This is a genomic window from Thermomonas mangrovi, assembly GCF_028201335.1.
GTDB classification, from domain to species: Bacteria; Pseudomonadota; Gammaproteobacteria; order Xanthomonadales; family Xanthomonadaceae; genus Thermomonas; species Thermomonas mangrovi.
The window spans coordinates 126,291-139,629 of sequence record NZ_JAPEVV010000001.1 but is presented as its reverse complement, the minus strand read 5'-3'; the positions used below and the strand labels follow the sequence as shown (position 1 = coordinate 139,629).

Below are 13,339 nucleotides of genomic sequence, written 5' to 3'. Positions count from 1 at the left end.
GGACGATGCTCGAACCCGGCGACCGCGTTCCCGACCTCCCGCTGGCCCTGTCCGGCGGCCGACCCGCCAGCCTCGGCGCCTACGCGGGACAGTGGCTGGTGCTGTACTTCTACCCGAAGGACTCGACCCCCGGCTGCACCACCGAGGGCCTCGACTTCAATGCCCTGTTGCCGAAGTTCAAGCGCGCCGGCGCGACCGTGCTGGGCGTCTCCCGGGACTCGCTGAAGTCGCACCAGAACTTCTGCGCGAAGCAGGGTTTCAAGTTCGAGCTGGTGAGCGATGCCGATGGCGCGGTCTGCGACGCCTTCGGCGTGGTCCAGCCGAAGAAGCTGTACGGCCGCGAATTCCTCGGCATCGTGCGCAGCACCTTCCTGGTCGATCCCGCGGGCGTGGTCCGCCGCAAGTGGCAGCCCGTGAAGGTCCCCGGCCATGCGCAGGCCGTGCTCGACGCACTGAAGGCCGAACCCGGCCAGTGACCCCCTCCGTTCCAAGACCATCCCGCCACCCCGCCCCGCGGGCCGTGGCGGCTCGCTGCTGTCCGACCACAGGGAAAGCCGAATGACCCGGAGCAAGCGCATCTACGTCCTCGACACCAACGTGCTGATGCACGACCCCACCGCGCTGTTCAAGTTCGAGGAACACGATGTGTACCTGCCGATGCAGGTGATGGAGGAGCTCGACAACGGCAAGAAGGGCACCAGCGAGGCCAGCCGCAACGCGCGCCAGGTCAGCCGCTTCCTCAACGAGCTGATCGAGGCGCACGGCAGCAGCGACGTCCATGGCGGCATCGCGCTGGTGCGCCCGCAGGGCCTGCAGCTGCGCGGCGCGGCCAGCGCCGGCCGGCTGCTGTTCCAGACCGCCGACTTCGATGCGGGCAAGCGCTTCGGCACGGTGATCCCGGACAACAACATCCTCGGCGCGATCCTGGCGCTGAAGGAATCCGACCCGGGCGCGCCGGTGGTGTTCGTGTCCAAGGACATCAACCTGCGGATCAAGGCGTCGATCGCCGGCATCGTCAGCGAGGACTACGAGAACGACCGCGCGCTGGACGACTTCAGCCTGCTCTACACCGGCGCCACCGCCCTGCCCGAGGACTTCTGGCAGCGCCACGGCAAGGACCTGAAGTCGTGGACCGACAAGGGCCGCACGTATTACGAGATCGGCCGCGGCGAGGACGACGACTGGTACCCGAACCAGTTCGTGTTCCTGCCGGGCGACGAGGACGCGGAGATGAAGGTCGCGCGCGTCGGCGACGACCGCGTGGTGCTGCAGATCGTCGACGACTTCCGCCACAGCCAGCACGCGGTGTGGGGGATCACCGCGCGCAACCGCGAGCAGAACTTCGCGCTCAACGCGCTGATGGACCCGGAGATCGACTTCGTCACCCTGCTCGGCACCGCCGGCACCGGCAAGACCCTGCTGGCGCTGGCCGCCGGCCTGGCGCAGACGATGGACGCCCAGCGCTACCGCGAGATCATCATGACCCGCGCGACGGTGAGCGTCGGCGAGGACATCGGCTTCCTGCCCGGCACCGAGGAGGAAAAGATGACGCCGTGGATGGGCGCGCTGACCGACAACCTCGAGGTGCTCACCCACAACCAGGACGGCGGCGCCTGGGGCCGTGCGGCGACCAACGACCTGCTCGCGTCGCGGATCAAGATCCGCTCGATGAACTTCATGCGCGGCCGCACCTTCCTGTCGCGCTACCTGATCCTGGACGAGGCGCAGAACCTCACCCCGAAGCAGATGAAGACGCTGGTCACCCGTGCCGGCCCCGGCACCAAGATCGTCTGCCTGGGCAACGTCGAGCAGATCGACACGCCCTACCTCACCGAGACCACCTCCGGCCTCACCTACGCGGTGGACCGCTTCAAGTCCTGGGCGCACAGCGCGCACATCACCCTGCGGCGCGGCGAGCGCTCCCGCCTGGCGGACTACGCATCCGAGGTACTGTGAGCCGTATTTGATGTTCCACATATCGACAAGCAAGCACTAGGCTTGCCTGTCGATCGCTGGAGTGCTGCAATCGCGGCATGATCTCCGCCGCCCAATTGCGCGCCGCGCGCGCCCTGCTCGGCATCGACCAGCGCACGCTGGCCGCGCTCGCCGGGGTCTCCCTGCCGACCATCCAGCGCATGGAGGCCAGCCGCGATGAACACGTGCGCGGCGTGGTGTCCACGCTCAGCAAGATCGTGGCCGCGCTGGACGCGGCCGGCGTCGAACTGATCGGCAACGAGCAGCCCAGCCAGGGGCGCGGCCGCGGCGTGCGGCTGAAGGCGGCGCGATGAACGCGACGCGGCAGGCGCCGTTCCTGCCCAAGCTGTGGACCGTCCTGCACGAGGGCTACCGGCCGGCGGATTTCCGCCACGACGCGATGGCCGGGCTGACCGTCGCGATCGTCGCCCTGCCGCTGGCGATGGCGCTGGCGATCGCCTCCGGCACCACGCCGGACAAGGGCCTGGTGACGGCGGTGGTCGCCGGCTTCCTGATCTCCGCGTTGGGCGGCTCGCGCTTCCAGATCGGCGGCCCGACCGGTGCCTTCATCCCGGTCGTCTACACGGTGATCGCGACCCACGGTTACGACGGCCTGGTGCTGGCCACGCTGATGGCCGGCGTGATGCTCATCGCCGCCGGGCTGTTGAAGACCGGGACGCTGATGCGGTTCATGCCGCAGCCGCTGGTCACCGGCTTCACCAGCGGCATCGCGGTGATCATCGCGACCAGCCAGCTGAAGGACGCGCTGGGCCTGGACGTGGCGAAGGTCCCGGCCGAGTTCCTGCCGAAGTTGCGGGTGCTCGCGGCGCACCTCGGCGAGACCGATCCCTGGGCGCTGGGCATGGCGGCCGCCAGCGTGGCGCTGATTGCCGGCCTGCGTCGCTGGGCCCCGCGCGCGCCCGGCTTCCTGCTCGCGGTGCTGGCGGCGGCGGGCGCGACCGCGCTGTGGCAGTTGCCGGTGGACACCATCGGCTCGCGCTTCGGCGGGATCCCGTCCAGCCTGCCGATGCCGCACTGGCCCGCGGTCTCGGTGGACCGCATGGTCGCGCTGCTGCCGTCCGCGCTGACCATCGCCTTCCTCGCCGGCATCGAGTCGCTGCTGTCGGCGGTGGTCGCCGACGGCATGAGCGGCGGCAAGCACCGGCCCAACACCGAACTGGTCGCGCAGGGCATCGCCAACACCGCATCCGCGCTGGTCGGCGGCCTGCCGGCCACCGGGGCGATCGCGCGCACCGCCACCAGCATCCGCAGCGGCGCGCGCACGCCGGTGGCGGGCATGCTGCATGCCTTGCTGGTGCTGGCGTTCATGCTGGTGCTGGCGCCGCTGGCGCGCTACGTCCCGTTGCCAGCGCTGGCCGGCGTGCTGCTGGTGGTCGCCTGGAACATGAGCGAGCGCGAGCACTTCCTGCACACCCTGCGCGCGCCCAAGGGCGACCGCGCGGTGCTGCTGGCCACCTTCTCCACCACCGTGCTGGTCGACCTGACCTTCGCGATCGAGGTCGGCATCGTGATCGCCGCCTTCGTGTTCATGGCGCGCATGGCCGACGTGGTGGACGTGCAGTCCGGGCTGCAACTCGCCGGCCCCGACGACGCGCCCGAGGACCTGACCCAGCGCGCGCGGGTCCCCGACGACGTGCAGGTCTACCGGATCAACGGGCCGCTGTTCTTCGGTGCAACCGGGCGCCTGGAAAGCGTGCTGGACGACGGCGGCAAGGCGCCGCGGGCCTACATCCTGCGCATGGGCCAGGTGCCGCTGGTGGACGCCAGCGGCGCGCATGCGCTGAAGACGGTGTACGAGCGCTGCCGCACGCGCGGCATCCCGCTGGTCATCTCGGGCCTGCAGGCGCAGCCGCGGCGCACGCTCTCGCGGCTGCCGCTCTCCGACCACGGCGCGGGCCTGCACCTGGTGCGCGACTTCGAGGCCGCGCTGGCGCTGGTCGACCAGCTGGCGACGGACGCCGCGCCCGCGTCCTGACGCCCGACGGTGGCTCCGGCACAATGCGTGCATGCAGACCCCCGGCATGCGCTCCGCGCTCACCATCGCCGGCTCCGATTCCGGCGGCGGCGCCGGCATCCAGGCCGACCTCAAGACCTTCGCCGCGCATCGCGTGCACGGCGTTTCCGCGATCGCCGCACTGACCGCGCAGCACACCCGCGGGGTGACCGCGGTGCACGTCCCGCCACTGGACTTCCTGCGCGCGCAACTGGCGGCCTGCTTCGACGACTTCGACATCGGCGCGGTGAAGATCGGGATGCTGGCGAATGCGGAGGTGATCCACACGGTGGCTGACTTCATCGAGGCGCAATCCCGGCCTCGCGTCGATGCAGCGGCTCAGGTTTCGCATCCAGCTTCAATTCGCCGACGCGCGGCATCCATGGCGCGCTCTGCATCGACAGCGGAGCCCGCGCTCGCGCCGGTCGTGGTCCTGGATCCAGTGATGGTGGCGACCGGCGGCGCCAAGCTGCTGGCCGACGATGCGCTGGAGGCGCTGCGCACGCGGCTGCTGCCGATGGCGGACCTGGTGACACCCAACATCCCGGAGGCGGAGCTGCTGATCGGCCGGCGCATCGCCGATGGCGACGACGCGCGGGCGGCGATCGCCCTGCTGCGGGGCATGGGCGCACGCGCGGTGCTGCTCAAGGGCGGCCACCTGGACGAAGGCGACAGCGTGGTCGACCGCTACGACGACGGCGCGGTGCAACGCGAATTCCGGCATCGCCGGCTGCCGCTGGAGGGCCACGGCACCGGTTGCACGCTGGCCTCGGCGATCGCCGCCAACCGTTGCCTCGGGCTGCCGATGCCCGCTGCGGTGGAAGCCGCCACCGACTACATCGAACGTGCGCTGCGCGGCGGCTACCGGCCGGGACGCGGCGACGTGGTGGTGCTCGACCACATCGGCGCCGGGCTCTCGTCCTGATGCGCAGCCTCGCACTGCCGGTCGAGACCGGCGACGGGCATCGCGCCGAGCTGCAGGCACGCATTCCCGACGGCGCCAGCGCCAGCCTGTTGTGGCTGCCCGGGATGGGGCTGGCCGCGCGGCATTTCCTGCCCTTCGCCGAGGCGATGGCGGCGCGCGGCATCGCGACCTTCGTGCACGAGTGGCGCGGCAACGGCAGCAGCAGCCTGCGGGCCTCGCGCGCGGTGGATTGGGGCTACCGCGAACTGCTGGCGGACATCGCCGCGAGCGAACGCGCGGTCGACGCCGCCCTGCCCGGCCTGCCGCGCCTGCTCGGCGGCCACAGCCTCGGCGGGCAACTGGCGTGCTGCCGGGTGGCGCAGGCGCCGGATGCGGCACGCGCGCTGTGGCTGGTCGGCAGCGGCTCGCCCTACTGGCGCGCGTTCCCCGCGCCGACCCGCTGGTGGCTGCCCGGCGCCTACCGGTTCCTCGACTGGCTGGCACGCCGCAATGGTGCCCTGCCCGGCAAGCGCATCGGCTTCGGCGGCAACGAGGCACGCGGGGTGATCGGCGACTGGTCGCGCAGCGCATTGTCGGGGCGCTACGCGGCGCGAGGCCTCGACCTCGACCTGGACGCGGGCATGGCCTGCTTCGGCGGCGAGGTGCGCGGCATCGTGCTGGCCGACGACTGGCTGGCGCCTACGTCCTCGCTGGCGTTCCTGCTCGGCAAGCTGCGCGGCGCGCGGGTGCGCGTGGACGTCGTGGACGCCGCGACGCTGGGCGCCGCGGCCGACCACTACGCGTGGATGAAGCATCCGGACGCGGTCGCGGCGCGCCTGCTGGCGCCCCGCTGACCAGGGCGATCAGGCCCTGCCGAACACCAGGGTCGCGTTGGTGCCGCCGAACCCGAAGCTGTTCGACATCACCGTGCGCAACGCCGCATCGCGACTCTCGCGCAGGATCGGGAAGCCCTCGCAGCGCGGATCCAGGGTCTCGATGTTGGCCGATCCGGCCATGAAGCCGTCGCGCATCATCAGCAGGCAGTAGATCGCCTCATGCACGCTGGCCGCGCCCAGCGAATGCCCGGACAGCGCCTTGGTCGAGGACAGCGGCGGCACCGCGTCGCCGAACACCTCGCGCACCGCGTTCAATTCGGTGACGTCGCCCAGCGGCGTCGAGGTGCCATGGGTGTTGAGGTAATCGATCGGGCGGTCCAGCCCTTCCAGCGCCATGCGCATGCAGCGCACCGCGCCCTCGCCGCTCGGCGCGACCATGTCGGCGCCGTCGCTGGTCACGCCGTAACCGAGCAATTCCGCATGGATGCGCGCGCCGCGCGCGACCGCGTGGTCCCAGTCCTCCAGCACCAGCATGCCGGCGCCGCCGGCGATGACGAAGCCGTCGCGGTTGGCGTCGTACGGGCGCGACGCGGTCGCCGGGGTCTCGTTGGAGCCGGTCGACAACGCCCCCATCGCGTCGAACATCACCGTCATCGTCCAGTGCAGGTCCTCGCCGCCGCCGGCGAACACGATGTCCTGCGCGCCATGGCGGATCAGGTCCGCGGCCGCGCCGATGCAGTGCGCCGAGGTCGCGCAGGCGGCCGACAGCGAATAGCTCACGCCTTTGGTCTTGAACGCGGTGGCGAGGTTGGCCGACACCGTCGAGCACATCGTGCGCGGGACCATGTACGGCCCGACCTTGCGCACGCCGCGCGCGCGCAGGATGTCCGCGGTCTCCACCTGCCATTCGCTGGACCCGCCGCCGGAACCGGCGACCAGGCCGGTGCGCGGATGGCTGACCAGGGCCTCGTCGAGGCCGGCGTCGGCGATCGCGTCGCGCATCGCCAGGTAGCTGTAGGCGGCGGCATCGCTCATGAAGCGGCGCAGCTTGCGGTCGATGGCGGCCTCCAGGTCCACGTCCACCGCGCCGCCGACCTGGCTGCGCAAGCCGTGTTCCGCGTGGTCGGGCAGGAAGCGGATGCCGGCGCGGCCGGCGCGCAGGGCGGCCGAGACGGTGTCGAGGTCGTTGCCCAGGCAGGAGGCGATGCCCATGCCGGTGATCGCGATCCGGCGCATGTCAGAAACCCTCGGTGGAGGTGAACAGGCCCACGCGCAGGTCGCGCGCGGTGTAGATCTCGCGGCCGTCGACCAGGGTGCGGGCATCGGCCTGCGCCATCACCAGCTTGCGGTTGATGAGGCGGGTGATCTCGACCTCGTAGGTCACCGTCTTCGCGGTGGGCAGCACCTGGCCGGTGAACTTCACCTCGCCGCAGCCCAGCGCGCGGCCGCGGCCCTGCGCGCCCAGCCAGGTGAGGAAGAAGCCGGTGAGCTGCCACATCGCGTCGAGTCCCAGGCAGCCCGGCATCACCGGGTCGCCGATGAAATGGCAGTCGAAGAACCAGAGGTCCGGTCGGATGTCGAGTTCGGCGCGGATGAAGCCCTTGCCGTGCGCGCCGCCATCGTCGTTGATCTCGGTGATGCGGTCGAACATCAGCATCGGGGGCGCAGGCAGGCGCGCATTGTCGGCACCGAACAGGTCGCCGCGGGCGCAGGCCAGCAGTTGCGCATGGTCGAGGGAAGAAGGACGGGTCATCGGGGGCACGTCTGGAGTAAAGACTCGATTCTAGGGCCGCACCCCGCGACATACCTACGCGTATGCGACCTGGGGCGTTGCCGGGCGGTTCACCCGGATGAAAACCAATACAGCGCCGGGGAGCGCCAATCCCGGCGCGGATCGCCCTTAAACTCGCGTTGACGTGACCCCGGACCCCCTCGTGACGCAGCCCGTGCCCGCTTCCCTGTTGACCATCTTCGGCGCCACCGGCGACCTCGCCCGGCGCATGCTCCTGCCCTCGCTGTACAGCCTGCAGGCCGAACGCCTGCTGCCGGACGGCATGCGCATCCTCGGCACCGCGCGCAGCGAGCTCGACCGCGAGACCTTCGTCGCGGAGGTCGAAGCCAGCATCTGCGAGCGCATCCCCGCCCACGAGCGCGATGCGGGCGCGTTGCGCGGCCTGCTCGAACGGCTCGACTACCAGGCCGCCGGGGTCGACGACGACGCCTCGATGGCGGCGCTGGCCGCGCGCGTGCAGGCCCTGCGCGACGGCGACGTGCTCTACCACCTGAGCACCGCCCCGCGCTTCTACGGCCCGGCCTGCCAGGCGCTGGCCGCGCACGGTGCCGCCGGCCCGGGCACCCGGGTGATGCTGGAGAAGCCGATCGGCAAGGACCTGGCCAGCGCGGTGGCGATCAACGACAGCGTCGCCCGTGCCTTCGACGAGGACCGCATCTACCGGGTCGACCATTACCTCGGCAAGGAAGGCGTGCAGAACCTGATCGCGCTGCGCTTCGGCAACGCGTTGTTCGAGCCGCTGTGGAACGCGCGCCACATCGAGCAGGTGCAGATCACCGTGGGCGAGACGGTCGGCGTGGAAGGCCGCGGCGACTACTACGACGATTCCGGCGCGATGCGCGACATGCTGCAGAACCACCTGCTGCAGCTGCTGTGCCTGGTCGCGATGGAGCCGCCCGCGCGCTTCGAACCCACCGCGGTGCGCAACGAGAAGATCAAGGTGCTGCGTTCGCTGCGCGCGATCGGCGCGCACGAGGTCGCGGCGGAATCCGTGGCCGGCCAGTACGGCGCCGGCGCGATCGACGGCGTCGCGGTCCCCGGCTACGCCCAGGAACTGGGGCGCGAGAGCCGCACCGAGACCTTCGTCGCCCTGCGCGCGCACATCGACAACTGGCGCTGGTCGGGGGTGCCGTTCTACCTGCGCACCGGCAAGCGCCTGCCCTCGCGCAGCACCGAAATCTACATCCAGTTCCGCAAGGTGCCGTACTCGATCTTCGGCGGCCGCACCGCCGCCGACATGCGCCCGAACGGGCTGGTGATCAAGCTGCAGCCCGAGGAGCGCATCGAGCTCGACCTGATGAGCAAGACGCCCGGGCTGGACCGCCAGGGCCTGCGCCTGTCGCAGGTGGGGCTGGACCTCGACTTCCACGAGGAATTCGCCAGCGCGCGCAAGCGCATCGCCTACGAACGCCTGTACCTGGATGCGATCGAGGGCAACGGCACGCTGTTCGTGCGGCGCGACGAAACCGAAACCGCCTGGGCCTGGGTGGATGCCATCCTCGACGGCTGGCGCAGCCAGGGGCTGGCGCCGCGGCCCTACCCCGCCGGCACCTGGGGCCCGGCCGCCGCGGTCTCGCTGATCGAGCGCCACGGCCACAGCTGGCGTGAGTGAGGCGCGCGCGATGGGCTGGATCGAGCACGACCATGCCGACGCGCCCGCGCTGGTCGCGCACGTCGCCGCCGCGCTGGAAGCCGCCTGCCGCGCGGCGATCGCCGCACGCGGCGTTGCCTATCTGTCGCTCGCCGGCGGGCGTACCCCGCTGCCGATCTACGCCCACCTCGCCGCCAGCGCACTGGGCGGCCGCGTGCTCGCCCTGCCCGGCGACGAGCGCTGCGTCCCCCACGACCACCCCGCCTGCAACCTCGGCCACCTGCGCGCCGCCTTCGCGGCCGACCCGGCGATCGAGGTGCATCCGCTGACCAGCACGGACGGCGATCCACGGGCCTCGCTGGCGCACGCGCGCCGCTTCCTCGCCGCCCATCCGCACGCGTTCGACGTGGTGCTGCTCGGCATGGGCGCCGATGGTCACGTCGCCTCGCTGTTCCCCGGCGCCAGCAACCTGGCCGAGGGTTTGGACCTCGCGGCACCCGAAGACGCGATCGGCGTGCTGCCCGACCCGCTGCCGCCGGAAGCGCCGTATCCGCGGATCAGCCTGACCCTGCCGCGACTGTTGCGTGCACGCGAAATCCATCTTGTCGTCACCGGCGACGACAAGCGCCGCGTCCTGCGCGACGCGCAGCGCCAGGACGCCGGCACCGGCCTGCCGGTCGCCGCCCTGCTGCATGCGCGCGCCGACGCGCCCATCCGGATCCACTGGAGTCCCTGATGCCCCTGCACCCCGTGGTCGAACGCGTCACCGCCCGCATCGCCGACCGTAGCCGCGCGACGCGCGCGACCTACCTCGCGCGCATGGAAGCGCAGCGCACGGACGGACCGGCGCGGCGGGCGCTCGCCTGCGGCAACCTCGCCCATGGCTTCGCCGCGGCGGGCACGGACAAGGCGGGCCTGCGCGCCGGCGCGGGCGGCAACATCGGCATCGTCACCGCCTACAACGACATGCTCTCGGCGCACCAGCCGATGGAGCAGTACCCGACCCTGGTCCGCATGGCCGCGCGCAACGCCGGCGGCAGCGCACAAGTCGCCGGCGGGGTGCCTGCGATGTGCGATGGCGTCACCCAGGGCCGCACCGGGATGGAGCTGTCGCTGTTCTCCCGCGATGCCATCGCGATGGCGACGGCGGTGTCGCTCTCGCACGAGATGTTCGATGCCGCGCTGATGCTGGGCGTCTGCGACAAGATCGTGCCCGGCCTGCTGATCGGCGCGCTGAGCTTCGGCCACCTGCCGGTGGTGTTCGTGCCGGCGGGGCCGATGCCTTCCGGCATCCCCAACAAGCAGAAGGCCGAGGTGCGCCAGCGCTACGCGCTCGGCCAGGCCAGCCGCGAGGAACTGCTGGACGCCGAGGCCGCCTCCTACCACGCGCCCGGCACCTGCACGTTCTACGGCACCGCCAACTCCAACCAGATGCTGATGGAAGTGATGGGCCTGCACCTGCCGGGCAGCGCCTTCGTGCCGCCGAACACGCCGCTGCGCGATGCGTTGACCGTGGCCGCGGCGGAGCAGGCGCTGCGCATCACCGCGCTCGGCGAGGACTATCGCCCGCTGGCGCGCACCGTCGACGAGAAGGCCATCGTCAACGCAATGGTCGGGCTGGCCGCCACCGGCGGTTCCACCAACCATGCCCTGCACCTGGTGGCGATCGCCCGCGCCGCCGGCCTGCGCATCGACTGGGACGACCTCGACGAACTCTCGCAGGCCACGCCGCTGCTGGCGCGCGTGTATCCGAACGGCAGCGCCGACGTGAACCAGTTCCAGGCGGCGGGCGGCCTCGGCCTGGTGATCCGCGAACTGATCGACGCCGGCCTGCTGCATCCCGACATCGCCTGCGTGCACGGCGGCGACCTGCGCCAGCAGGCGCTGGAGCCCTGGCTCGACGACCTCGCGCTGCGCTGGCGCGAACCGCCCACGCAGTCGCGCGATGCCGACATCGTCCGCGGCGTCGCCGATCCGTTCGACCGCGAGGGCGGGCTGCGGCGCCTGCAGGGCAACCTGGGCCGCGCGGTGGTCAAGGTGTCCGCGGTTGCGCCGGAATTCCGCCGCATCGAGGCGCCCGCGCGGGTGTTCGATTCGCAGGACGCCTTGCTGGCCGCGTTCAAGGCCGACCAGTTGGCCGGCGACTTCGTCGCGGTGGTGCGCTGGCAGGGCCCGCGCGCGAACGGCATGCCCGAGCTGCACAAGCTGACGCCCACCCTGGCCGCACTGCAGGACCGCGGGCAGCGCGTCGCCCTGCTCACCGACGGACGCATGTCCGGCGCCTCCGGCAAGGTGCTGGCCGCCATCCATGTCAGCCCCGAAGCCGCGAGCGGCGGCGCGCTGGCCAAGCTCCGCGACGGCGACCGCGTGCGCATCGACGCCGAGGCCGGGACCATGGATGCGCTGGTCGCCGAGGCCGAGTGGCAGGCGCGCACGCCGGACCAGGCCGACCTGTCGGGCAACCGCAGCGGGCATGGGCGCGAGTTGTTCGCGGTGATGCGCGCGCAGGTCGGTCCCGCCGAACAGGGCGCCTGCGCGCTGTTCGTGGACGAGGACACGCCGTGAGCCGGCCGCTCGCGCTGGTCGCCGACATCGGCGGCACCAACGCGCGCTTCGCGCTGACCGACCTCGCGGCGCCGACCGTCGAGCTGCAGCACGCGCGCGCGCTGCGCAACGCCGATTTCGCCAGCGTGCAGCACGCGGTCGAGCACTACATCGCCGAGGTCGGGATCCGCCCGGATCGCGCCGCGCTGGCGGTCGCCAGCCCGGTCGGGCAGGACGAGATCCGCCTGACCAACCGCGCCTGGTCGTTCAGCCGCAGCGAACTGCAGGCGACGCTGGGCCTCGACGAGTTGCGCATGCTCAACGACTTCGGCGCGATCGCGTGGGCGGTGCCCTCGCTCGACGCCGATGCACGGGTCACCCTGCATGGCGACGCCGACGCGCCCCTGCAGGGGCCGGTCAGCGTGCTCGGGCCCGGCACCGGGCTGGGCGTGGCGCTGCTGGTCGGCTCGCATGCGCATGGCTGGCACGCGGTGGAGACCGAGGGCGGGCACGTGAGCTTCGCGCCGCTGGGCGACGAGGAACGCGCCATCGATGCCTGGCTGACCGCGCAGCACGGCCGCACCTCCAACGAGCGCCTGCTGTGCGGCAAGGGGCTGTCGGAGATCGACCTGGTCCTGCGCGGCGCGGCCAGCGTTGCGCCCGCCGCCAACCTGCTGCCGGGCGAAAGCAGCCTGCAACGCCCGGCGATGCGCGACCCCGCCGCGATCGTGGCGGCCGCGCTGGACGGCCACGACCTGCCCGCGCGGCGCACGCTCGCGCGCTTCTGCGCGGTACTCGGCAGCGTCGCCGGCGACTGCGCGCTGGTGCACGGCGCGCGCACGGTGGTCATCGCCGGCGGTATCGTGCCGCGCTTCGTGCCGTTCCTGCGCAGCAGCGCCTTCCGCGAACGCTTCCTCGCCAAGGGCCGCTTCGCGCCATTGCTGGAACGCGTCGCCATCCACGTGATCACCCACCCGCAACCCGGTTTGCTCGGCGCCGCCACCGCGCTGCGCGCCAAGGACCTCTGAGGACGCCATGTTCGACAGCACTCGCCACGCCCAGCAGGTCGACGCGGTCTTCGCGCTGGCGCCGGTGATCCCGGTGATCACCATCGCCGCGCTGGAGGACGCGGTGCCGCTGGCGCGCGCCTTGGCCGGCAATGGCCTGCCGGTGCTGGAAGTGACCCTGCGCACCGACTGCGCGCTGGAGGCCATCGCGCGCATCGCCGCCGAGGTGTCCGAGGCCTGCGTCGGCGCCGGCACCGTGTTGTCCGCCGCCGACCTCGCCGCGGTCGAACGCGCCGGCGCGCGCTTCGCGATCTCGCCCGGGGTCACCGAGGCCCTGTACGACGCGGGCGCGGCCAGCGGGATCCCGCTGATCCCGGGCATCGCCACCGCCGGCGAGCTCATGCGCGGGCTGGAACGCGGCTGGCGCCGCTTCAAGTTCTTCCCCGCCGAGTCCAGCGGCGGCATCGGCGCGCTCAAGGGCTTCGCCGGCCCGCTGCCGATGGCGCGCTTCTGCCCGACCGGCGGCATCGACGCGGCGAAGGCGCCGGCCTACCTCGCGTTGCCGAACGTCGCCTGCGTCGGCGGTTCGTGGATGCTGCCCGCCGACGCGCTCGCGGCCCGCGACTGGGCGCGGATCGGCGACCTCGCCCGCGAGGCCGCCGCGCTCCTACGCTGAA

13 protein-coding genes are annotated in these 13,339 nt (G+C 72.1%); 11 read left to right on the top strand and 2 right to left on the bottom strand.

Features of this window, described 5'->3' with window-relative positions; translation table 11 throughout:
- Positions 1 to 5 precede the first annotated feature (5 nt).
- The 6 genes from ON759_RS00685 (at position 6) to ON759_RS00660 (ending at position 5,746) form a co-directional block, all read left to right on the top strand.
- Entirely contained in the window at positions 6 to 476 is a 471-nt protein-coding gene (locus ON759_RS00685) for a peroxiredoxin (protein WP_271678435.1), read from the top strand.
- Between the two features lie 82 nt (positions 477 to 558).
- Complete coding sequence (locus tag ON759_RS00680; RefSeq protein ID WP_271678434.1) at positions 559 to 1,956, top strand: PhoH family protein; 1,398 nt, start codon at positions 559 to 561, stop codon at positions 1,954 to 1,956.
- Between the two features lie 77 nt (positions 1,957 to 2,033).
- Complete coding sequence (locus ON759_RS00675) at positions 2,034 to 2,288, top strand: helix-turn-helix domain-containing protein (protein ID WP_271678433.1); 255 nt, start codon at positions 2,034 to 2,036, stop codon at positions 2,286 to 2,288.
- Positions 2,285 to 3,970, top strand: a complete 1,686-nt coding sequence (locus tag ON759_RS00670) for a SulP family inorganic anion transporter (RefSeq protein ID WP_271678432.1) — start codon at positions 2,285 to 2,287, stop codon at positions 3,968 to 3,970. The genes ON759_RS00675 and ON759_RS00670 overlap by 4 nt, the downstream gene beginning before the upstream one ends.
- 31 nt (positions 3,971 to 4,001) lie before the next feature.
- Complete coding sequence (locus ON759_RS00665) at positions 4,002 to 4,913, top strand: bifunctional hydroxymethylpyrimidine kinase/phosphomethylpyrimidine kinase (RefSeq protein ID WP_271678431.1); 912 nt, start codon at positions 4,002 to 4,004, stop codon at positions 4,911 to 4,913.
- Complete coding sequence (locus ON759_RS00660) at positions 4,913 to 5,746, top strand: alpha/beta hydrolase family protein (RefSeq protein WP_271678430.1); 834 nt, start codon at positions 4,913 to 4,915, stop codon at positions 5,744 to 5,746. The genes ON759_RS00665 and ON759_RS00660 overlap by 1 nt, the downstream gene beginning before the upstream one ends.
- Positions 5,747 to 5,755: 9 nt before the next feature.
- Here the strand turns inward: ON759_RS00660 and fabB are convergent, their stop codons facing one another.
- Both fabB and fabA read right to left on the bottom strand, forming a co-directional pair.
- Positions 5,756 to 6,964 carry a beta-ketoacyl-ACP synthase I gene (gene fabB, locus ON759_RS00655; protein ID WP_271678429.1) on the bottom strand — a complete coding sequence of 403 codons (1,209 nt, stop codon included), beginning with the start codon at positions 6,962 to 6,964 and terminating at the stop codon, positions 5,756 to 5,758.
- Position 6,965: 1 nt separating this feature from the next.
- Complete coding sequence (gene fabA / locus ON759_RS00650) at positions 6,966 to 7,481, bottom strand: 3-hydroxyacyl-[acyl-carrier-protein] dehydratase FabA (RefSeq protein WP_271678428.1); 516 nt, start codon at positions 7,479 to 7,481, stop codon at positions 6,966 to 6,968.
- Between the two features lie 181 nt (positions 7,482 to 7,662).
- Between fabA and zwf the strand changes: the two genes are divergently transcribed.
- From zwf to ON759_RS00625, 5 genes are read left to right on the top strand one after another with little or no spacing between them, the layout of a single operon-like run.
- Complete coding sequence (zwf, locus tag ON759_RS00645; RefSeq protein ID WP_271678427.1) at positions 7,663 to 9,132, top strand: glucose-6-phosphate dehydrogenase; 1,470 nt, start codon at positions 7,663 to 7,665, stop codon at positions 9,130 to 9,132.
- Positions 9,125 to 9,847 (top strand): 6-phosphogluconolactonase, encoded by a 723-nt coding sequence (gene pgl / locus ON759_RS00640; RefSeq protein ID WP_271678426.1) that lies wholly within the window; start codon positions 9,125 to 9,127, stop codon positions 9,845 to 9,847. The genes zwf and pgl overlap by 8 nt, the downstream gene beginning before the upstream one ends.
- Positions 9,847 to 11,676, top strand: a complete 1,830-nt coding sequence (edd, locus tag ON759_RS00635; protein WP_271678425.1) for a phosphogluconate dehydratase — start codon at positions 9,847 to 9,849, stop codon at positions 11,674 to 11,676. Before pgl ends, edd begins: the two co-directional genes overlap by 1 nt.
- Positions 11,673 to 12,683 (top strand): glucokinase, encoded by a 1,011-nt coding sequence (gene glk, locus ON759_RS00630; RefSeq protein ID WP_271678424.1) that lies wholly within the window; start codon positions 11,673 to 11,675, stop codon positions 12,681 to 12,683. The genes edd and glk overlap by 4 nt, the downstream gene beginning before the upstream one ends.
- Before the next feature lie 7 nt (positions 12,684 to 12,690).
- Positions 12,691 to 13,338 (top strand): bifunctional 4-hydroxy-2-oxoglutarate aldolase/2-dehydro-3-deoxy-phosphogluconate aldolase, encoded by a 648-nt coding sequence (locus ON759_RS00625; RefSeq protein ID WP_271678423.1) that lies wholly within the window; start codon positions 12,691 to 12,693, stop codon positions 13,336 to 13,338.
- The last annotated feature ends 1 nt before the right edge of the window (position 13,339 follow it).

Excerpts from the sequence above, each read along its gene's own strand:
- ON759_RS00685 (WP_271678435.1), top strand. The coding sequence starts at position 6 with ATGCTCGAACCCGGCGACCGCGTTCCCGACCTCCCGCTGGCCCTGTCC.
- ON759_RS00680 (WP_271678434.1), top strand. The coding sequence starts at position 559 with ATGACCCGGAGCAAGCGCATCTACGTCCTCGACACCAACGTGCTGATG.
- ON759_RS00675 (WP_271678433.1), top strand. The coding sequence starts at position 2,034 with ATGATCTCCGCCGCCCAATTGCGCGCCGCGCGCGCCCTGCTCGGCATC.
- ON759_RS00670 (WP_271678432.1), top strand. The coding sequence starts at position 2,285 with ATGAACGCGACGCGGCAGGCGCCGTTCCTGCCCAAGCTGTGGACCGTC.
- ON759_RS00665 (WP_271678431.1), top strand. The coding sequence starts at position 4,002 with ATGCAGACCCCCGGCATGCGCTCCGCGCTCACCATCGCCGGCTCCGAT.
- ON759_RS00660 (WP_271678430.1), top strand. The coding sequence starts at position 4,913 with ATGCGCAGCCTCGCACTGCCGGTCGAGACCGGCGACGGGCATCGCGCC.
- fabB (WP_271678429.1), bottom strand. The coding sequence starts at position 6,964 with ATGCGCCGGATCGCGATCACCGGCATGGGCATCGCCTCCTGCCTGGGC.
- fabA (WP_271678428.1), bottom strand. The coding sequence starts at position 7,481 with ATGACCCGTCCTTCTTCCCTCGACCATGCGCAACTGCTGGCCTGCGCC.
- edd (WP_271678425.1), top strand. The coding sequence starts at position 9,847 with ATGCCCCTGCACCCCGTGGTCGAACGCGTCACCGCCCGCATCGCCGAC.
- ON759_RS00625 (WP_271678423.1), top strand. The coding sequence starts at position 12,691 with ATGTTCGACAGCACTCGCCACGCCCAGCAGGTCGACGCGGTCTTCGCG.